The 20,637-nt window shown below is 60.0% G+C and carries 21 protein-coding genes; 17 read left to right on the top strand and 4 right to left on the bottom strand.

Annotation, left to right across the window (positions count from 1 at the left end; all coding sequences use genetic code 11):
- Positions 1-75: 75 nt before the first annotated feature.
- The 3 genes from AC2FIR_RS02075 to dusB are packed head-to-tail and all read right to left on the bottom strand — an operon-like array spanning position 76 to position 3,533.
- Positions 76-1,443 carry a response regulator gene (locus AC2FIR_RS02075; protein ID WP_480905434.1) on the bottom strand — a complete coding sequence of 456 codons (1,368 nt, stop codon included), beginning with the start codon at positions 1,441-1,443 and terminating at the stop codon, positions 76-78.
- 42 nt (positions 1,444-1,485) lie between these two features.
- Positions 1,486-2,553, bottom strand: coding sequence for a two-component system sensor histidine kinase NtrB (locus AC2FIR_RS02070; protein ID WP_170610739.1), 1,068 nt, complete (start codon positions 2,551-2,553; stop codon positions 1,486-1,488).
- Positions 2,550-3,533 carry a tRNA dihydrouridine synthase DusB gene (dusB, locus tag AC2FIR_RS02065; protein ID WP_480490071.1) on the bottom strand — a complete coding sequence of 328 codons (984 nt, stop codon included), beginning with the start codon at positions 3,531-3,533 and terminating at the stop codon, positions 2,550-2,552. The genes AC2FIR_RS02070 and dusB overlap by 4 nt, the downstream gene beginning before the upstream one ends.
- 181 nt (positions 3,534-3,714) lie before the next feature.
- Here dusB and AC2FIR_RS02060 point away from each other — a divergent pair, with 181 nt between their 5' ends.
- The 17 genes from AC2FIR_RS02060 (at position 3,715) to AC2FIR_RS01980 (ending at position 19,719) form a co-directional block, all read left to right on the top strand.
- The gene (locus AC2FIR_RS02060; RefSeq protein WP_496743889.1) at positions 3,715-4,845 is read left to right on the top strand and encodes a bifunctional 2-C-methyl-D-erythritol 4-phosphate cytidylyltransferase/2-C-methyl-D-erythritol 2,4-cyclodiphosphate synthase; all 1,131 of its coding nucleotides are present in this window, start codon (positions 3,715-3,717) and stop codon (positions 4,843-4,845) included.
- Positions 4,842-5,339: a phosphatidylglycerophosphatase A family protein gene (locus AC2FIR_RS02055; RefSeq protein ID WP_496744206.1), complete on the top strand. Its 498-nt coding sequence runs from the start codon at positions 4,842-4,844 to the stop codon at positions 5,337-5,339. The genes AC2FIR_RS02060 and AC2FIR_RS02055 overlap by 4 nt, the downstream gene beginning before the upstream one ends.
- The gene (locus tag AC2FIR_RS02050) at positions 5,336-5,827 is read left to right on the top strand and encodes a CinA family protein (protein ID WP_496743887.1); all 492 of its coding nucleotides are present in this window, start codon (positions 5,336-5,338) and stop codon (positions 5,825-5,827) included. Before AC2FIR_RS02055 ends, AC2FIR_RS02050 begins: the two co-directional genes overlap by 4 nt.
- Positions 5,828-6,229: 402 nt before the next feature.
- A complete protein-coding gene (locus tag AC2FIR_RS02045; protein ID WP_496743886.1) occupies positions 6,230-6,907 on the top strand; it encodes an orotate phosphoribosyltransferase in 678 nt (225 codons plus the stop codon).
- 200 nt (positions 6,908-7,107) lie between these two features.
- Positions 7,108-8,598 (top strand): replicative DNA helicase, encoded by a 1,491-nt coding sequence (locus AC2FIR_RS02040; protein ID WP_170610722.1) that lies wholly within the window; start codon positions 7,108-7,110, stop codon positions 8,596-8,598.
- 174 nt (positions 8,599-8,772) lie between these two features.
- Complete coding sequence (locus tag AC2FIR_RS02035) at positions 8,773-9,711, top strand: isopenicillin N synthase family dioxygenase (protein ID WP_496743884.1); 939 nt, start codon at positions 8,773-8,775, stop codon at positions 9,709-9,711.
- A 46-nt stretch (positions 9,712-9,757) separates the two neighbouring features.
- Positions 9,758-10,792 (top strand): alanine racemase, encoded by a 1,035-nt coding sequence (alr, locus tag AC2FIR_RS02030; protein ID WP_170610717.1) that lies wholly within the window; start codon positions 9,758-9,760, stop codon positions 10,790-10,792.
- Positions 10,789-11,571 carry an MlaE family ABC transporter permease gene (locus AC2FIR_RS02025; RefSeq protein ID WP_170610714.1) on the top strand — a complete coding sequence of 261 codons (783 nt, stop codon included), beginning with the start codon at positions 10,789-10,791 and terminating at the stop codon, positions 11,569-11,571. The genes alr and AC2FIR_RS02025 overlap by 4 nt, the downstream gene beginning before the upstream one ends.
- Positions 11,568-12,314 carry an ABC transporter ATP-binding protein gene (locus tag AC2FIR_RS02020; protein ID WP_496743882.1) on the top strand — a complete coding sequence of 249 codons (747 nt, stop codon included), beginning with the start codon at positions 11,568-11,570 and terminating at the stop codon, positions 12,312-12,314. Before AC2FIR_RS02025 ends, AC2FIR_RS02020 begins: the two co-directional genes overlap by 4 nt.
- Positions 12,315-12,352: 38 nt before the next feature.
- Positions 12,353-12,862: a HEPN domain-containing protein gene (locus AC2FIR_RS02015; RefSeq protein ID WP_496743880.1), complete on the top strand. Its 510-nt coding sequence runs from the start codon at positions 12,353-12,355 to the stop codon at positions 12,860-12,862.
- A gap of 4 nt (positions 12,863-12,866) precedes the next feature.
- Complete coding sequence (locus AC2FIR_RS02010; RefSeq protein ID WP_480910846.1) at positions 12,867-13,319, top strand: paraquat-inducible protein A; 453 nt, start codon at positions 12,867-12,869, stop codon at positions 13,317-13,319.
- A 153-nt stretch (positions 13,320-13,472) separates the two neighbouring features.
- Positions 13,473-14,255, top strand: coding sequence for a DNA repair protein (locus AC2FIR_RS02005; protein ID WP_496743878.1), 783 nt, complete (start codon positions 13,473-13,475; stop codon positions 14,253-14,255).
- Positions 14,256-14,388: 133 nt separating this feature from the next.
- Positions 14,389-15,753 carry a DNA repair protein RadA gene (gene radA / locus AC2FIR_RS02000; protein ID WP_496743876.1) on the top strand — a complete coding sequence of 455 codons (1,365 nt, stop codon included), beginning with the start codon at positions 14,389-14,391 and terminating at the stop codon, positions 15,751-15,753.
- A gap of 39 nt (positions 15,754-15,792) precedes the next feature.
- Positions 15,793-16,362, top strand: a complete 570-nt coding sequence (locus tag AC2FIR_RS01995; RefSeq protein WP_170610697.1) for a CvpA family protein — start codon at positions 15,793-15,795, stop codon at positions 16,360-16,362.
- A gap of 652 nt (positions 16,363-17,014) precedes the next feature.
- Complete coding sequence (purF, locus tag AC2FIR_RS01990; protein WP_170610695.1) at positions 17,015-18,538, top strand: amidophosphoribosyltransferase; 1,524 nt, start codon at positions 17,015-17,017, stop codon at positions 18,536-18,538.
- Between the two features lie 245 nt (positions 18,539-18,783).
- Complete coding sequence (locus AC2FIR_RS01985; RefSeq protein WP_170677395.1) at positions 18,784-19,032, top strand: hypothetical protein; 249 nt, start codon at positions 18,784-18,786, stop codon at positions 19,030-19,032.
- 42 nt (positions 19,033-19,074) lie between these two features.
- A complete protein-coding gene (locus tag AC2FIR_RS01980) occupies positions 19,075-19,719 on the top strand; it encodes an SDR family NAD(P)-dependent oxidoreductase (protein WP_496743874.1) in 645 nt (214 codons plus the stop codon).
- Between the two features lie 61 nt (positions 19,720-19,780).
- On the opposite strand, the gene AC2FIR_RS01975 is transcribed toward AC2FIR_RS01980, so the two are convergent.
- Complete coding sequence (locus tag AC2FIR_RS01975) at positions 19,781-20,623, bottom strand: ATP-binding protein (protein WP_480905399.1); 843 nt, start codon at positions 20,621-20,623, stop codon at positions 19,781-19,783.
- Between the last annotated feature and the right edge of the window lie 14 nt (positions 20,624-20,637).

Below are 20,637 nucleotides of genomic sequence, written 5' to 3'. Positions count from 1 at the left end.
GCTTGTGCGGCTTACCGCCATATGTCGTGGTCCTTGCCAGGTAGAAACCCGAATGCCACGGTTTGTGTGGCGATATTACATCAGTTTGCGACGGCGTGTCACCTCAATATCGAGGTCGATGATCTTTTTTCGCAGCGTATTTCGGTTAATCCCTAGTAAATCCGAACATTTTGCCTGATTTCCGCCGGTTGCGTCCAACGCGATCTCGATCAGCGGCGCCTCAACTTCGCGCAGGATACGCTGATACAGTCCCGGAGGCGGCAACATGTTGCCGTGCAGATCGAAATACCGCCGCAGATGCCGCGCGACCGAGGCCGACAGTTTCTCGCGCTCTCCGCCCCCCAGAACCGGTTCGGCCTCAGGCTGGCTGCCCAGAACCATCTCGACTTCGGTTTTGGATATCTCATCCGCCTGACTGGTCAGCCCAAGGCGGCGCACCGCGTTTTCCAGTTGCCGCACATTCCCCGGCCACGAATAACGGCGCACCAGTTCAACCGCTTCGCCGCTGAGCCAGCGTTTCGTGCCGGTCTCACGCTCTTCCCGTGCCAGAAAATGATCGGCCAGCAGAGTAATGTCGTCCATTCTTTCGCGCAGGGCCGGAACGTGGATCGTCGCGCCGCACAGACGATAATACAGATCCTGGCGCACGCGGCCGCTTTCCATTGCTTCGGTCAGGTCCGACTGGCTGGTTGCCATGAAGCGCGGCAGATGATCGCCCGGGCTGTCCATCATCCGCACGATCCGGGCCTGAATGTCGTCTTCGATATCTGCGATTTCGTCGATCAGCAGGGTGCCGCCCCGAACCCGCGCCATGACGCGGGCGGGTCCTTCCAGATCCCGCAACTCAGACGCGGTGACGGACACAAAGGGCAATGTCCGACGATCCGAGAAGTCATGTATTGCCTTCGCAATCAATGACTTGCCGGTTCCACTTTCACCGGAAATCATAACCGGCAGATCGGTGTTCATGACCCGCGCCACCAGCCGGTACAGCGCCTGCATAACCGGCGTACGCCCGACCAGAGGCAATTCCTCCGGGCGATCCCGAACCAACTCCGGGGCACCAGACTGCGGGCGTTGCTTCTGATCCAGCGCCCGGGCCGTTCTTTTCATCAGATCCGGCAGATCAAAAGGCTTCGGCAGATAGTCATAAGCGTCGGCCTCAGCCGCCTGAATTGCCGTCATGATCGTGTTCTGGGCCGAGATCACGATAACCGGCAATCCCGGCCTGTCCTGCGCGATCTTCGGCAGCATCTCAAGCCCGTTGCCGTCCGGCATGACCACGTCCGAGATGACCACATCGCCTTTGCCCTCTCCGACCCAGCGCATCAGCGTCGTCAAAGAAGAAGTTGCGTGCACCTTGCATCCCGCACGGGTCAGTGCCTGCGTCAGAACCGTCCGGATCGTGCGGTCGTCATCTGCGACCAGAACTGTGCCATCCATCTGCTGTTCTCCTTGCTATGCCATTTGCCGCCGGTTTCAATTTCATTGCGCGTCCCGTGGCGCCCGCCTGAGTGACAGGCGAAAAACCGTCCGGCCCGGAACCGACTCGGCCGAAACCCAGCCGTCGTGGTCGGAGACGATCTTGCTGACCAGCGCCAGACCAAGACCCGTGCCGTTTTCCCTGCCAGAGACAAAGGGATCGAAAATGTCGCTCAGGATGTCTTCGGGCAAGCCGGGGCCGTCATCGATGATTTCGATCTGCAGCGGCAGGGAATGGCCGGACCCATCGTTGCGCCGCAGACGAAATGAATGTTCGAAATAGGTGCGCAGGCGAATGGTCCCGCCTTCCGGTCCGGCCGCCTCGGATGCGTTTTTCAGAAGGTTCAGAATGACCTGCAGGATCTGGTCCTGATCGCCATAAGCCAGCGGCAGCGACGGATCATAATCCTCGACAATCTTCATATGTGCGCCGAACCCCAGCAGCGCCGAACGCCGCGCACGGTCCAGCACGTCATGCAGGTTGACCGGCTGGAAGTCCGGCTGCGACAGGTTTCCGAACTGCTCCACCTGCTCCAACAGCTTTACGATCCGGCGGCTTTCTTCGACAATTAAGTCTGTTAACTCAATATCTTGCTGAGAGATATTCATGCTAAGCAACTGGGCAGCTCCAGTGATGCCAGCCAGCGGGTTTTTGATCTCATGCGCCAGCATTTCGGCCATTCCGATAGCCGATTGCGCGGCGGATTTCACCGTGTTCCCGCGAGTCATCCGTCCGGCCAGTTCGCGCGGAGAAAGGATCATGATCATTGATCCCGGATGACCCATCAACGGCGCGATCTGCAGCGCACATTGCAGCGGGGCACGACTGCCCGATCCAACATCCACATCATTGACGAACAACGGCGAACCATTCTGCCGTGCCCTCAGAAACGCCTCCTCCAGGGGTGCGTCGACGGCTATCTGATCCCACACCGGATGCCCGACAACCGAACGGCGCGAGGCGTTCAGGAACCCCTCACCCGCCGAATTGACGTCGGCGATCCGGTCGTCACCGTCGATGATGAATGCGGGAACCGGCAATGAGGCCCAAATGCTCTGGTCCGAGGTCATGCCGCCGCTTCCCCCTGATGCGGGATTGCATCCGCGATCAAACGCAGAACTTCGGATGTATCACGCGATGTCAGTATCGCGCGGCGCAAGCCGACGGGCGTTCCTGCTTCATCCATGTACCACCCAAGATGCTTGCGCGCGACGCGCAGACCAAGGTCGGGTCCATAGAAATCCAGCATGGCCTGATAGTGCTCCTGCACCATCGCGCTCAGATCATGCCCTGTCGGAACGTCCGGCGCGTCGGCACCAAACAGGTCGTGACATAACTGCGCCAGCAACCAGGGCTTTCCTTGCGCCCCACGTCCGACCATCACGCCGTCGGCACCCGAGTGATCCAAGGCGGTCCGTGCGGTTTGCGTGTCGACGATGTCGCCGTTTGCTATGACCGGAATGGTCACTGCCTCTTTCACCGCACGGATGGCCTGCCAGTTTGCGTGTCCCTTGTAGAACTGACACCGTGTTCGACCGTGGATCGTGACCATCCGAATACCGGCATCCTGCGCCCTGCGCGCCACATCCGGCGCATTCAGCAGGCTGTCGTCCCAACCCAGCCGGGTCTTCAGCGTCACCGGGACATCCACCGCCTCCACCACCGCCTCGATCAGTGTCAGAGCGTGGTCGGGCGTTTTCAGCAGGGCTGAACCCGAATACCCGTTGGTCACCTTCTTGGCCGGGCAGCCCATGTTGATGTCGATCACCCGCGCGCCGCGATCAGCGACCTGCCGCGCGGCTTCCGCCATCCAGCGTGCTTCACGCCCGGCAAGCTGAACGGCGGTGTTTTCGACATCCGCCGAAAGCTCGGCCCGTTCGCGCACGCCCGGTTTTGCCTGCACCATTTCCTGGCTGGCAACCATTTCGCTGACAACCATGCCCGCGCCAAAGCGCATCACCAGATCGCGATACGGGCGATCGGTGATTCCGGCCATCGGCGCCAGCAAAACCGGCGGGTACAAAGGCTTGTCAGCAAGATGCAGGGTCAAAGTGCTTATTCCTTGGGCAGTTGCGCATTTAATATCGAATTCTGCGCATATGACCAAGAAATCCGCATGTCACAAGCCTGCAAAATCATCACATGCCTAATTTTTTGGCAGATTGACGCGGGCGATTGCCTCTGCATTCACCGCATCCTAAACAATGACCCAACGCAGGAGAGCAGACCTCATGACCACCGCCGCCATTATTGTCGCCGCCGGACGCGGAATGCGCGCGGGTGGCGGGACGCCTAAACAATGGCGCACTCTGTCCGGACGTCGCGTGGCCGACTGGACAATCGACAGGTTCCGGGGACTGGTTGACCATATCGTTCTGGTCCTTTCCCCCGACGACCACGCCGCACGGGCTGAATTTGACGGTACCGATCTGATTTTGGCGACAGGAGGAGCAGACCGCGCCGGGTCTGTCCGCAATGGCCTGCAGGCGCTGGCGGACAAGACCGTGGCGCGCGTCCTCATCCACGATGTCGCCCGGCCTTGTGTCAGCCGCGCCACCATCCTCGACGTACTGGCGGCACTGAACGACAACAGCGCCGCGGCACCGGGGGTGGCGGTGACCGACGCGCTCTGGACGGGAGACGGTTCCGCTGTCACGGGCACACAAGATCGCACAGGATTGTATGCGGCCCAGACCCCTCAGGGATTTCACTATGACGCCATCGTTGCAGCCCATGCCGCACACCCCGGCGGTGCCATGGACGACGTTGAAGTCGCCCGCGCGGCAGGGATAGGCGTGGCTATCGTGCCCGGCGACGCAGACAACATCAAAATCACCCGACCCGAGGATTTTGCCAGGGCGGAACGTATCATGGGAACGAACATGGAAGTAAGGCTGGGCAACGGGTACGACGTTCACCGATTTGGCGATGGAGATCATGTGATCCTGTGCGGTGTAAAAGTGCCGCATGATCGCGGGCTTCAGGGACATTCAGATGCCGATGTCGGGATGCACGCCGTAACCGACGCAATCTATGGCGCGCTGGCGCAGGGAGATATCGGTCAGCATTTCCCACCATCGGATCCGCAATGGAAAGGGGCCGCCAGCGCGATATTTCTGCGGCACGCGGTCGAACTGGCCGAACAGATGGGCTACCGCATCTCGAATGTCGACTGCACACTTGTTTGCGAATATCCCAAGATAGGTCCTCACGCGCTCGCGATGCGCGAAGAAATGTCGAAAATCATGGGATTGCGGGCCGATCAGGTCTCGGTCAAGGCGACCACGTCTGAACGTCTGGGCTTTACCGGCCGCAGTGAGGGCATCGCGTCACTGGCTACAGCATGTCTGGTGAAGTCATGAAAGCGGCGCGTCTGATTGGAACCGTTGGCGGCGTAGGCTATCTGCGCCCCGCCCCCGGCACCTGGGGGTCACTGGCCGCGCTGCCGATGGTCTGGGTTTTGCACACGCTGGGTGGCTTCCCCTTGCTGGCCCTGGCTACTCTGATCGTCTTTGTCGCAGGGCTCTGGGCCACAAAGGTCATGACCGCAGGTCAGGATGACCACGACCCGTCGGAAATCGTGATTGACGAGGTTGCAGGGCAGTTCATCGCCCTCTGGGCAATTTCCTACCCGGCCTGGGCGCACGGGCTGGATATCACCGCACTCTGGCCCGGTTGGGTGGCGGGTTTCGTGCTGTTTCGCCTGTTCGACATCACCAAGCCCGGCCCTGTCGGCTGGGCCGACCAGCGTGGCGACCCAATGGGCGTGATGCTGGATGACGTGATCGCTGGTGTGTTTTCAGCCATCTGCGTCGCTCTACTGGCCGGCTTTTCGCATGGGGTACTGGGCCTGTGAGCGTCTCCGACATCCTGGATTGGGCCAAGGCGCAGGGGGTGATGATCGCCACAGCCGAAAGCTGCACTGGCGGCCTTGTTGCCGCCGCGCTGACAGATATTCCCGGCAGCTCTGCCGTTGTGGAACGCGGCTTTGTCACCTACACCAATACCGCCAAACAGCAGATGCTGGGCGTGCAGGCTGACACGCTGGAAGCCCACGGAGCGGTATCAGAGCAGGTCGCCCGGGAAATGGCCGAGGGCGCGCTGAAGCATTCGGGCGCTCAGCTGACTGTCTCTGTCACAGGAATTGCCGGTCCGGGTGGGTCTGAATTCAAGCCGGAAGGTCGTGTGTGCTTCGGTCTGGCGGCCGAAGGCCAGGACACCATAACCGAAACCGTCGAGTTTGGTGCCCTGGGCCGGGACAAGGTGCGCATTGCCGCGCGGGGCCACGCCCTTGATCTGTTGTATCGGCACCTCCTGAAAGGCGCCAAAGCTCAGGGCCTGTGACCTAAGACCACTCAACGCACAATCACGTGATGCCGAGTAACATCATCCGCGGCGCAGGCAGCCGGTTCCCCCCTTTTTCTTCTGCCACATTGCTCACAAAGTGCTGAGCTGTAACGTGTTTCCTCAGGTCGGCCCACTTGGCTGCGGGCATACTGTTTCAGCTACCGCACAGGCATGACTGACACTAAGCGGGAGGCAATTTGCCGGTTGCACAGCGAAGTCCCTTTCGCGTAAATGCCCTGATCCGGGCAGGCCTAGCCCACCTAGGCCCGTCCAGCAGCCCGCAAGGGCAAAAGCGGACCTTATTCAGGGTCCGCTTTTCTTTTGGGCCAACCCCTCTCGACAGCGCCCCTTTAGACGGGCTATCAGCCCGCAACGTCATTTCAGCCCCGAGGTTCCGCCATGATCCCCAGTTCATTTCCCGACAGCACCGAAATCGCCCGCCTGACCGCGCGGATGCTGCTGGAGATCAAGGCCGTGCATTTCAACGCACGCGAGCCGTTCACTCTGGCCAGCGGCTTGCCCAGCCCGACCTATATCGATTGCCGCAAGCTGATCTCGTACCCGCGCATCCGTTCGACCTTGATGGATTTCCTGACCGTCACCGTGATGCGCGATGCGGGCTTTGAAGCATTCGACAACATTGCAGGCGGCGAAACCGCGGGAATCCCTTTTGCCGCGATGGTGGCGGAACGTATGGCTCTGCCGATGACCTATGTGCGCAAGAAACCCAAAGGGTATGGCCGCAACGCCCGGATCGAAGGCGCCATGAGCGAAGGCGAACGCGTTCTGTTGGTCGAAGACCTGACCACCGATGGCGGCTCGAAGCTGTCTTTCGTGGACGCGATCCGCGAAACCGGCGCGACCTGCGGGCATACTGCCGTTATCTTCTACTACGGCATCTTCCCCGAAACCGAAAAAACCCTGGGTGATCATGGGGTGCAACTGCACAGCCTGTGTACCTGGTGGGATGTTCTGGCCGAGGCCAAGGCGCAAAAAGCGTTTGATCAGGAAACACTTGATGGGGTCGAAGCATTCCTGAACGAGCCGCGCGGCTGGCAGGAAGCGAATAAGGGCTGACGTGACGCAAACCGTTTCCCAATCGGAAACATTGCCGAATACGCCCGACACTCCATCCACAACATGTTGACGGACCCCTGCCCCATCCTGCAATATGATGGGGCGGGAAGATATGCACAGGCTATCCCCAGAAAACATACAATTTGCGCCGACTCAGGGCGCTGCGTTATGGCCTCTGTCCAAGGGGCAAGAGAACAGCAATGAACGAGATCAGCAGTATCGAGCAGGCAGCGGCGCAAATTCAGAACGCCGAAACAATGCCGCACTCCATCGAGGCCGAGCAGCAGCTTCTGGGCGCGATCCTGACCAATAACGACCTTTATGACCGGGTAGCCTCGATCATCGGGGCCGAGCATTTCTATGATCCGGTCCACGCCCGCATCTACGAAGTCGCGGCCGCGCGCATCGCAAAGAATGCGCTGGCCTCGCCTGTGACGCTGAAATCTTTCATGGCCGAGGATGAAGGCCTGAAGGAGCTTGGCGGGCCGGCCTATCTGGTCAAACTGGCCGGCGCCTCGATCAGCGCCTTCGCGGTGCATGACTACGCGCAGATGATCTATGACCTCGCCATCCGGCGCGAACTGATCCGTCTGGGCCGGGACATCTCAGACAAGGCGGCGCGGGTCGATGTGTCAAGCGAGCCGAAAGAACAGATCGTCGAGGCCGAGCAGCAGCTTTACCAGTTGTCCGAGCAGGGCCAGACCGAACAGGGTTTTCAATCCTTCCTCAAGGCGGTCACAGAAGCCGTCAATGTCACCAACGAGGCGTACCAGCGCGGTGGCGGCATGGCAGGGATTTCCACCGGTCTGGCCGATCTGGACAAGCAACTGGGGGGCCTGCACCCATCGGACCTGATTATTTTGGCGGGCCGCCCGTCGATGGGAAAAACATCGCTGGCGACCAACGTGGCCTTCAATGTGGCCAAAGCGTACAAGCGTGGCTTGAAGTCGGACGGCAGCGAGGGCGCGGTTGACGGTGGAGTGGTCGGCTTCTTCTCGTTGGAGATGAGCGCCGAGCAGCTTGCGGGTCGGGTTCTGGCCGAAGCGTCCGAGATTTCCTCGCACAAGATCCGCCAAGGTGACATGACCGAAGCCGAGTTCCGCCGCTTCGTCGATGCCGCCAAGGAGCTTGAGGCGTGCCCCCTGTTCATCGACGACACGCCCGCCCTGCCGATTTCACAGCTGGCCGCCCGCGCACGGCGGCTGAAACGCACCCATGGGCTGGACCTGCTGGTGATCGACTATCTGCAACTTTGCCGCGGCATGTCCGACAACCGCGTCAACGAGATCGCCGAGATTTCGATGGGCATGAAAGCCATCGCAAAGGAACTGAACATCCCGGTGATCGCGCTGTCTCAGCTTTCCCGTCAGGTCGAAAACCGCGACGACAAGCGCCCGCAACTGTCCGACCTGCGGGAATCGGGATCGATCGAACAGGATGCGGACGTGGTGATGTTCGTGTTCCGCGAGGAATACTACAAGGAACGCGAAAAGCCCGGCGATCACGAGTTGGAAAAGATGGAAGAGTGGAAGCAGGCCATGGAACGCCTGCACGGCAAGGCCGAAGTCATCGTCGGCAAGCAGCGTCACGGCCCCATCGGCACGGTCGAGCTGTCCTTCGAGGCCCAGTTCACCCGTTTCGGAAATCTGGTCAAACCCTGGCAACAGGGCGGACAGATCGAAGGATATTGATCCCTTGACCTTGGCAAACTGATATGCACGGATCGGGCCATGCTGTTTTGTCTTGCTCATAAACCCCGTCGCGTGGTGCTTGAACGCCACTTCGGGCACCGCCGCAAACGCTTTGCCGGATAGATCGGGGGCATTTTCTGCCCCTGCAATCTTCCTCAACAAAGCGAAAGAACAATGACAGAATTCACTGAAATCCCCGTCATCCGTCTGGGCGCGCGCCCCGAGGATGAAATCGCAGCCGATTTTCGGGCTGCTTATGGAACAACAGGCTTCGGCTATATCGAGGATCACGGCATAGATGCCGGTCTGATCAGCGATGTCTTCGAATCCTCAAGACAGTTTCACGCGCTGCAGCTTGACGAAAAACTTGCGATCGCCGTTGACCGAACCCACCGCGGCTATATCGCCATCGATACGTCAACGGATGTAAACTCGACCCTGGCCGATGTGACCAAACCCAATCAGTCGGCAAGCTTCATGATGATGCGCGAAGACACAAAGGCCGATTCCGGTATCTACCTGTCAGGCCCGAACCGGTGGCCGGATCTGCCGGGTTTTCGGACCACGCTGGAGGCCTATGCCCGCGCCATGTCCGACCTGGGGCGCAGGTTGATGAGAATTGCCCTAAAGGCCAGTGGCGCCACCGATTTCTCTGCTCTTTCGGCCTTCGACACTCCGACCATCTGGCTGCGGTTGCTGCACTATCCACCGCAATCCAAAGCCAGCCCTGGTGATCTGTTCGGCTCGGCACCCCATACCGATTTTGGTTGCCTGACCTTGCTGGCGCAGGATCAGGTGGGTGGATTGCAGGTCAGAACGCCTGCCGGAAACTGGGTCGATGTCCCCACACGCCCCGGGGCATTTGTCGTCAATGTCGGGGATATGCTGCATCGGATGTCGAATGGCCGCCTGTTGTCCACACCGCATCGCGTTATCAACCGTTCGGGTCGTGAACGATACAGCGTCCCGTTCTTCTTTGACCCGCATGTGAGCACAATTGTCGAACCTCTGCCCGGCACCGGTGCCCCCGGGTTCAAGCCTTTGTTGTTTGCCGATTTCCTGCGATCTGAGCTTGAAGCTGCTTATGAGGCCCATAAACCCGAGGGGAATTGAAGCATTCCCTCTTGACCTGCCGCGATCCAATGTCATGAACAGTTCCATGAGTACTGCACGTTTGACGATCAATCTTCAGGCGCTCGCCAGCAATTGGCGGGCGCTCGACGCAAAAACGGATGTCGAAACCGGCGCCGTGGTCAAGGCGGATGCCTATGGCCTGGGTGCCGGGCCTGTCTCGGCAACACTGGCCGAAGAAGGCGTCCGGAAGTTCTTTGTCGCCGTCGCCGAAGAAGGCGCCGTTGTCCGGCAGGCGGTCGGCCCCGGTCCGATGATCGGCGTGTTCTCCGGCCACATGGAAGGCGACGCCGATCTGCTGCGGGATCACGATCTGACACCATTGATCAACTCACCCCAGCAGTTTCAGCGCCATCGCGAGGCACTGCCGGATCACGGCTTTGGCATTCAGCTCGACAGCGGCATGAACCGTTTGGGATTGGAACCTTCCGACTGGGCCGCACTGCGCCCGCAGGCCGAGGCACTGAACCCGGTCGTGGTGATGTCACATCTGGCTTGTTCGGACGAGCCCGATCACCCTATGAACCAACAACAGTTGCGCACCTTCCGCGAGATGACAGACGGGGTTGCCGCTCCCAGATCATTGGCGGCCACCGGCGGCATCTTACTGGGACCCGAATTCCATTTCGACTTCTGTCGCCCGGGCGTCGGACTATATGGCGGTCTGCCGTTCGCCGCCGCAAAACCCGTCGTGACAGCCGATCTGCCTGTTGTGCAGATCAGGGATCTGGCCGTGGGTGAAACCGTTGGCTATGGCAACAGCTGGACCGCGCGCCGACCGTCACGGATTGCAACCGTCGCGGCTGGCTATGCCGACGGGCTGCACCGCGCCATCGGTGGCGGCATAGACATGTTCTCTGGCAATCAGCCATGCCCCGTGGTCGGCCGCATCTCGATGGATCTCATCACCGTCGATGTCACCGACCTGCCGCATGCGCCCGAGCGTCTGCGTATTCTGAACGGACATCAAACCGTGGATGATCTGGCCGAGGCCGCGGGTACCATTGGCTATGAAATTCTGACCTCACTGGGCAACCGATACTCCAAGGGCTACGTGGAATGAACCCCCTTTCCCTTCTGGGTGGTCTTGGACGCGTCGTCCTGACCATGCTGGCGGCATTCGGCCGTGTCGGACTGTTCGCGTTGGATGCAGTCTCTCATATCTTTCGCCCGCCGTTTTACCCGCGCGAATTCGGCATCGCGCTGCTGAATATCGGCTGGCTGTCGCTGCCCGTCGTCGGCCTGACCGCGATTTTCACCGGCGGCGCGCTGGCGCTGCAGATCTACGCGGGCGGCGCGCGTTTCAATGCCGAAGCCGTCGTGCCCCAGATCGTCGCGATCGGCATGGTGCGCGAGCTTGGTCCGGTGCTGGTTGGCCTGATGATAGCCGCGCGCGTGACCTCGTCCATCGCCGCCGAGATCGCCACGATGAAAGTGACCGAGCAGATCGACGCGCTGGTCACGTTGTCCACGCACCCGATGAAATACCTCACCGCCCCGCGTGTGCTGGCGGCGCTGATCACCGTGCCTGCTCTGGTCGCGGTAGGCGACGTAATCGGCATCATGGGCGGCTATACGGTCGCCACGCAAAACCTGGGCTTCAATCCGGCGGCCTATCTTAAAAACACCGTGGATTTCCTTGAAACCCGCGACATCGTCTCGTCGCTGGTCAAGGGTGCAGCCTTCGGCATGATCGCAGCCATCATGGGATGTTACTACGGCATGAATTCGGGCCGTGGCGCGCAGGGCGTGGGACGCGCCACCAAGGGCTCGGTCGAGGCCGCCGCTGTGCTGATCCTCGCCGCAAACTTCGTTCTGACAGGGGTGTTCTTCTCGCTATGATACGGATGGAGAACGTACAAAAAGCCTTTGGCGACAACCAAGTACTGCAGGGCATGAACCTTGAGATCCCCAAAGGCACCTCGATGGTCATTATCGGCGGTTCGGGCACCGGCAAGTCCGTGGCATTGAAATGTATCCTTGGCCTGATCCAGCCCGACAGCGGTATGATCTATGTCGGTGGCAAAGACGCCACTAAGGGCGACCGCGATGCGTTCCTGGCGCGCTTTGGGATGCTGTTTCAGGGGGCCGCGCTATTCGACTCCCTGCCCGTCTGGCAAAACGTCGCCTTCCGCCTGCTGCGCGGCTCGCTGAAACGCCCTGCGGATGAGGCGCGCGAAATCGCCATCGAGAAACTGCGCCGCGTCGGCTTGAAATCCAACGTCGCCGACCGCTTTCCGGCCGAACTGTCGGGCGGCATGCAAAAACGCGTGGGCCTCGCGCGCGCCATTGCTGCCGAGCCCGAAATCATCTTTTTCGACGAGCCCACAACGGGGTTGGACCCGATCATGTCCGGCGTCATCAACGACCTGATCCGCGAGATTGTGACCGAGATGGGCGCTACCGCGATGACCATCACCCACGACATGAGCTCCGTCCGCGCAATTGCTGACAACGTGGCCATGCTGCACGGAGGTGTGATCCAGTGGACCGGCCCGGTCGGCCAGATGGACGCCTCGGGTGATCCTTATGTAGAGCAGTTCATCAGCGGGAGCGCGGAAGGGCCGATTGAGGCGGTGCGGTGACAAAGTTCTTAGACGAACGGGAGTCAATGAGCCCCCACTTGTTCGCTCAAATTTCTGAGAAATACTTACAAGCAGCGAAGATTATTTGGGAAGCAGAGTTCGCAAATCGGCATCGCTTCTATTGGGACAAACTACTAATTCTACGCCCCCTTTCGCAATTAGTGGGCGTTTCTCTCGAAACTAGCCTCAAGGGGTTGATAGCGTGTCGCGGCATCGATAACAGCAAAACACACAGTATATCTAAGCTCTTTGAAATCCTTGACGACCCTAACCTTGAGGCCGAGATTTCAGCTCTTCTTCAAAACGTCGAACTGCCGGAAGAGCTAGTTGAGGTAGACGAGCACCTAGAAGCGGATGAACTTGCCAAATTGTACCGGACACTGGGAATACACGTAGATCTGCTTGATCGGGTGTACGACCGCCCATACGTTTCTCGGTATCCATACCTCGGAAGCCATGCCGCACCCGACATTGAGGCACTTATGATCGTTATCCAAGCCCTTCAGCTCAGGTTGCGTGAAGAAAAAAAAACGTGGCATCGCGACTAGTGCGATGACCCTCCGCCTCGCCACCCTATCCCTCCTGATCCTCTACCCCATCGCATGGTTCGCCCCGCTGATGCGAGCCGGTCTACTGCCGATCTTTGGCCTCAGCGAAATCAGCGTCATCACCGGCCTGCAATCCCTCTGGAGATCCGACGTCTTCCTCGCGCTGATCGTCACCGTCTTCGCCCTCTTCGCGCCCTACGTCAAAACCATCGGCACCGCGCTGATCCAATGGAATCTGCTGGACGCCCGCGTCCAACCCGCGCTGAACATCCTCGGCAAACTGGCCATGGCCGACATTTTCCTCATCGCGCTTTACATCACGCTGGCCAAGGGCATCTCCTACGCCACCATCGAAACGGCGTGGGGTCTTTATCTGTTCACGGGCTGTATTCTGGCGTCAATCGCCGTGGGCCACGTTACGGAAATGACATGCAGTTCACGAAATCCTCAGGTCTAATTGATTGAAATCATTATACTGAGTATCATCTTCCTAATTCGAGCAGTTTTGTTTTTGTACCTTGCCGGTCCTTTGCGGATCACGTTGTGTGTTTGACGAACCCCGCCGCCCGGACCCGGCCAGTGCCGGTTTGCGAGAAGGAGTTGGGACGTCATGGACGCCATCCATACTATCACATTGCAATGTCAGAATGCCTTTCTACGACTGACTTTTTTCCTGATCTGCGCGTCGGCCCTCGCAGCGGTTTTGGCCACCACTCTATCGGCCGCCGGTGTCTGGCCCTGGTTGTCGGTGCAGGCCGGAATTGCAGGGTCCGGCACGATAGATGCGGGCATGTTTGTCCAGATCGGCCTGACTGCACTGATTCTCATGCTGGCCTTCTACCTGCCCTCAAACGCCAGAATGATGGCGCTGGAAAAGACGCATCGCAAGTTTTCCCTGAACATGCAGGATGTGGTCGATGCCTATCAGGTGGCCCATGCCGCCGACCGCTGCGGAGCCTTCGCGCTTGCCTCCGAGTTCGACGCGGTTAAGGAACGCCTGGCCTTTCTGCGCGATCACCCGGACCTTCAGTCGCTCGAACCCGAGGTTCTGGAACTGGCCGCACAGATGAGCCAGGTCAGCCACGAACTGGCACAGACCTATGGCGCGGACAAAGTGGCCCGCGCCCGCACCTTCCTGAAACAACGTCAGGAAGAGATCGAGCTGTTCCGTCAACGAATCGAAGATGCCCAGACCGTCCAGCACGAGCTGCGCCAGTGGACCCGCGATATCGAGATCGAGGAATCCATCGCCAAATCCCAGCTTGCGCGCCTTCGCGACGAACTGTTCGAGCTTCTGCCTGAACTTTCGACCCAATTGCAAACACCGCCCGACGGAAGTGACCCCGGCGCCGCAAGCGTCATTGCCATGTCACCGCCCCGGGCCGCCGAATAAGCCACCCACCCCGGCGCGCCAGCGCCCGCCATGGCCGACGGCCCGCAGGGCCCGAGGTCGTGGCCGCCACCGGCGGTGAAGAAAGCCCCGCAAGGGCTTGAAGAACCGTCCCGGCTCGGGCACGAATTGCGCCATGGCTAAAACGACTTCTTTCTCCTGCAACGCCTGCGGCGCGTCGCATTCCCGCTGGTCCGGACGATGTGACGCCTGCGGTGAATGGAACACCATCACTCAGGAAGCGCCCCTTTCCGCCGGCCCGGCGAAGAAATCGCTGGGCGGCAAGCGTGGACAGGCCGTAGCGCTTTCCGACCTGTCGACCGAGGAAACACCCCCGCCGCGCACCCTGTGCGGCGTCGAGGAACTGGACCGGGTGTTGGGCGGCGGTCTTGTGCCTGCCTCGGCCCTGTTGGTCGGCGGCGACCCCGGCATCGGCAAATCCACCCTGCTGTTGCAGGCAGCGGCCAGATTTTCCCGGGCAGGCGTTAAGACGATCTATGTCTCGGGCGAAGAAGCCAGCGCGCAGGTCCGCATGCGCGCGCGCCGTCTGGGGCTGGAAGACGCCCCCGTGCAACTCGCCGCTGAAACCAACCTGCGCGACATCCTGACGACGCTGGAAACAGAAAAGCCGGGCCTCGCCATCATCGACTCGATCCAGACCATGTGGGCCGACAATGTCGACAGCGCCCCCGGTTCAGTGTCACAGGTCCGCGCCGCGGCCCACGAGCTGACGACCTTTGCAAAGCGCCACGGGGTCTCGATCATCATGGTTGGCCATGTCACCAAGGAAGGCCAGATCGCCGGTCCCCGCGTGGTCGAGCATATGGTCGACACGGTGCTGTATTTCGAAGGCGAGCGTGGCCATCAGTTCCGCATCCTGCGCGCGGTCAAGAACCGCTTTGGCCCCGCCGACGAAATCGGAGTGTTCGAAATGACCGGCAAAGGGCTGGCACAGGTCACGAACCCCTCGGCCCTGTTCCTGTCGGAACGTGGCACACCCAGCCCAGGCTCGGCCGTCTTTGCCGGGATCGAAGGCACCCGGCCCGTGCTGGTGGAATTGCAGGCCCTCGTCGCGCCCTCGCCGCATTCCCAGCCCCGCCGCACTGTCGTCGGGTGGGACAGCGGAAGGCTTGCGATGATCCTCGCCGTACTCGAAGCCCGATGTGGTATCCCCTTTGCCGGTCTCGATGTTTACCTGAACGTGGCAGGCGGGCTGAAAGTCAGCGAACCCGCTGCCGATCTGGCCGTGGCTGCAGCACTGCTCAGCGCGCGTGAGGACACTGCCCTGCCCGCCGACACGGTCGTTTTCGGAGAAATCTCTCTTTCCGGGGCACTTAGACCGGCCCCGCAGACCGAAAACAGGTTGAAAGAAGCGCAAAAACTTGGTTTCACGGCGGCAATTGCTCCGGCAGGTGGCAAAACCGGCACTGTGGCAGGTCTGACACTCACCCGACCCTCTGATTTGGTCGGGTTTGTTGGCGAAACCTTCGGAGCAGGTTAAAGTCCCGCCCGAGGGGCAGAAAACGAACAGGCGAGGGCCATGGAAGGTTTTACAATAATTGACGGGGTAGTCGCCCTGATCGTCGTGCTGTCGGGCATTCTGGCCTATTCGCGCGGCTTCATGCGCGAGGTTATGGCCATCGCAGGTTGGGTCGCCGCCGCAGTTCTGGCCTTTATCTTCGCACCACAGGCCGTTCCGCTGGTCAAGGAAATCCCGGTCGTCGGAGACTTCCTGCGCGACAGCTGCGAATTGTCGGTGATCACCGGCTTTGCGGGTGTCTTTGCCATCGCACTGATCGTGGTCAGCATCTTCACGCCGCTGTTTTCATCGCTGGTCCAGCGCTCGGCGCTTGGCGGCCTGGATCAGGCACTCGGTTTTTTCTTCGGCATCGCGCGGGGCATTCTGTTGGTGGCCATCGCCTTCTTTGTCTACGACACGGTGATGACCGGCCAAAGCTATACCATCGTTGACGAAAGCCGTTCGGCCAAAGTCTTCGAACAGTTCAGTGGCAAGATCGAAGAGCAAAACCCCGAAGCGGCCTTAGGTTGGGTTACGACCCAGTATGAAGAACTGGTCGCCAGCTGCACCGCAGGCAACTCGGAAGGTTGATACGCCTTATCAGTTGAGTTTGCAGACAGGCCCGGCAATGCCCGGGCCTTTTTTTGTTTGCGGGTCTCAGACAAACCCCTCGCCGCCGCAGACCGTGCATCGGATCGTTTTTAGCCCAAAACATCCGTCGCATCTGCTTGAGATCGGTTTGCCAAGGATATCGCGGCTTTTGACCACTTCTCCGGCACCGTTGCAGATCTGGCATGGCGCACGTCCCATGCCCCGGCATCGGTGACATCGGCGCTTTGCTGGGGCCGCTTCCTTGGCCTTTGGCTTATGCTGCCACATAGGTAACATCCAGTCCGGTAACAAACCGCCTTAACGGTCGGCATTGTTCGCATGACAGCATAAGTCGGAAAAAATGTCATCTTCCGCGTGAATTCAGACAAATATTGGCCTGCGGCAAATCGCGATTGTGATCGTTAGATGACACACGCGCCGTTAGGTATTATGTGGGACCCAAACCGACATGGAATCGGAGCTGCCGGTCTTGCTGTATCTGTTTTCTTTCGCGCTTGCCCTTTTTGCGATGGCGCGACTTTGCCGTTCTGAAGACTGGCGACAACGGGTACAAATACCATCCGGCAAATACTCCGGTTCCGGCCATTGAGAACACTCACCACAAGAACGTCATAGGAATTGGAGCCCGTACATGTGTGGGATTTTGGGGATCGCAAGCAGGACACATGATGTCTTTGCGGAAATCTATGACGGGCTGCTGATGCTGCAGCACCGGGGTCAGGACGCCTCGGGCATCGTCACATATAACGGTGAGTACTTTCGTGAAAAGAAGGCGAACGGGCTGGTCAAGGACGTCTTCAACGCGCAAGACGCCGAAACCCTTCTGGGGAAAACCGGTATTGGTCATGTCCGCTATCCCACGGCAGGTTCGCTCAGCGCGGCCGAGGCGCAACCGTTCTTCGTGAACGCGCCTTACGGCATCTATCTTGTTCATAACGGCAACATCACCAACACCGCAGAACAGCGCGAGAAGGTCACCGGCAAATACAGCCGCCACCTGCGCACCACATCCGACTCGGAAATCCTGCTGAATGTTCTGGCCGACAAGGTGGCCGATGCAATCAAGGTCAACGGCAATGCCGAGCCCATTCGCAATATCTTTGCCGGCGTAAAGATGACGATGGAGCGGGTTCAGGGTGCCTATTCGGTGATCTGTCTGGTTGCCGGCGTCGGCATGCTGGCGTTCCGCGATCCCTATGGAATCCGTCCCCTGTCCGTTGCCAAACGCGATGTGGACGGAGATGGCGACGACTATGCCTTTGCGTCCGAAGACGTGGCATTCGGCATCAACGGCTTTGACAAGCTGCGTGACGTGAAACCCGGTGAGGCGATCCTGATCGATCTGGAAGGAAACATGCACGCGTTCCAGGCGGTTGAGGGCCAACTGACCCCCTGTATCTTCGAATACGTCTACCTTGCGCGGCCGGATTCGCTATTGGACGGCGTTTCGGTCTACAAAACACAGATGCGCATGGGCCAAACGCTGGCCCGCCAGATCGAGGCTGCCGGTCTTGAGATTGATCGCATCATCCCTGTGCCGGACAGCGCACGCCCCGTCGCGCTCGAGGCCGCCAAGATCACCGGCATCCCCTATCGCGAAGGTCTGGTCAAAAACCGCTATGTCGGGCGCACATTCATCATGCCTGGCCAGCAGGAACGACAGAAATCCGTGCGCCGCAAGCTGAATGCCATTCCGCTTGAGTTCGAGGACCAGAACGTTCTGCTGATCGACGATTCGATCGTGCGCGGCAACACGATCAAGAAAATCGTCCAGATGTGCCGCGAGGCCGGCGCCAAAAAGGTGTACGTCGCCAGCGCCTCGCCCCCGGTCAAATACCCGAATGTCTACGGCATTGACATGCCCACCAAGCATGAACTGATCGCCAACGGCAAAACAATCGAGGAAATCCGCCAGGAACTGGGCGCGGACGCCCTGTTTTATCAGGAACTGGATGACCTGATCTGGGCCGCGAAAGAAGGCAATCCCGAGATCAAGCAATTCGACTGCTCGTGTTTTGACGGCAATTACCCAACCGGAAGTGTCAGCGAGGAATATCTTGAAAGCCTCGAAAACAGCAGCCGGGTCAGCCAGAAGAAACAGGATATGATGGTTGTCGGCGGGTCGTGGAACGCAGCCAAGCTCGCGTCTGGTTGAACTGCGTCAACTGACACGATCCGGCCGCACGATTCGAACTAACACACTGCCCGAAAGCTATTTATGAGTGGGTTTCCGCTCACAACCCCGCGGCGAACACGGCATGAATCCAACCGGTTCCTTCCAGCGTGATCATTTGCCCGTGTCGCCACGTTCGACCGGGCTTTTGTTCGTCGAACGCATTTGGTAGGCGCAAGCCAACCACCACCCGATAACAGGGGCCGGGCCCTGCCCGGCCAGAACTTATGTCGAACTCCAAAGTGAAGGCCGCAGCCACCCAGAAAGGTGCGCTGAAAAAGGGATCTGTTTCCCTCCTTGGGGTCTTTGGCCCCTCCACGAATATGCGCGCATTGATGCGGATGTCTTCGGGCCGCGTAAAAGAGGTCAAAACCGGCAGCCGAGTGGCTTCGGGCACTATTGTTGCGATTGATGAAGACGGCATCATGCTGCGACAAAGCGGCCAAACGCACCGGATTGCCATTCCCGGCTCGTGATCGCGACTTGACGCCCTGCGCGCACGGGTCCAAACCGCAACCATGACTGATCAGACCAAAATCGCCCTCATCACCGGGGCCTCGCGCGGGCTGGGTGCCGCTCTGGCCGAAGCGTTGGCGCCCGAACACCACATTGTTGCCGTTGCCCGCACCACGGGCGGGCTTGAGGAACTGGACGACCGCATCAAGGCCAAGGGCGGCAGCGCCACTCTGGCGCCGATGGACATTGCTGATCCTAACGCAATGGCGACCCTGTGCCGGGGCATTCACGACCGCTGGGGTAAGGTCGATCTTTGGCTGCACACCGCAATCCACACCTCGGCCCTGACACCTGCGCATTTCATCGACCCCAAGGAATGGACCAAGGCGGTGAATACCAACGCCAACTCAACCTCGGTGCTGATCCCATACATCGCGCCGCTACTGGGCGAAGCCGGCCACGCCGTGTTCTTTGACGACCCCAAGGCGGGCGAGAAGTTCTACGGCATCTACGGCGCAACCAAGGCCGCGCAAATGGCGCTGGCCCGCAGCTGGGCGGCCGAGACCGAGCGGACAGGACCGCGGGTTTCTATTGTGGAACCTGCGCCAATGCCAACCGCCGTGCGCGCCCGCTTCCATCCCGGTGAAGACCGCGATGTATTGACCAGCGCTGCGGACGAGGCCGCGCGTATTCTGGCGCTGCTATAGGAATGGCCCTGACGGGCCATGCCTCCGGCGGGGATATTTTTGGCCAGATGAAGCGAGCGGGTCAGGCGATATGAACACCGTTGCGTCCGGCCAGATCGACGAAGAACTGCCAGGCCACGCGACCGGACCTTGCGCCACGCGTGGCCTGCCATTCAATGGCTTCGGCCCGAAGGGTTCCTGCGTCTACCGAAACGCCGTAAGCGGCGCAGTAACGGTCGATCATCGCCAGATACTCATCCTGATCACAGGGATGGAAACCCAGCCACAGGCCGAACCTGTCCGACAGGGAAACCTTTTCCTCGACCGCTTCGGAGGGGTTGATGGCGCTTGAGCGTTCGTTCTCGATCATGTCACGTGGCATCAAATGGCGACGGTTCGAGGTGGCATAGAACACCACGTTCTCGGGGCGGCCCTCGATACCACCATCCAGCACCGCCTTCAGCGACTTGTAGTGTTGGTCATCATGGCTGAACGACAGATCGTCGCAGAACAGAATGAACCGGTAAGGCGCGGCCCGCAGATGGTTCAGAAGACGCGCGACCGAGCCCATGTCCTCGCGCTGCAATTCCACCAGTTTGAGGTCTGGATGCTCATGCTGCAAAGTGCCATGCACAGCTTTGACGAGGCTGGATTTCCCCATTCCCCGCGCGCCCCACAGCAAGGCGTTGTTGGCCTTGAATCCTGCAGCGAAACGGCGCGTGTTGTCCAGAAGCGTGTCACGAGAGCGGTTGATCCCCACCAGCAGATCCAGATCGACCCTGTTGACCTGCTCGACCGGCGTCAGGCGATCCGGCTCAACATGCCAGACAAATGCCGATGCCACGGCGAAATCGGGCGCGGCCAGCGGTGCAGGTACCATACGCTCCAGCGCGTCGGCGATACGGTTCAGGGCTAGGTCGTCCATCGGCTCCTCCGGTC

This window comes from Ruegeria sp. CDSB136, from assembly GCF_059610965.1.
This window is presented reverse-complemented; position numbering and strand designations above follow the sequence as displayed.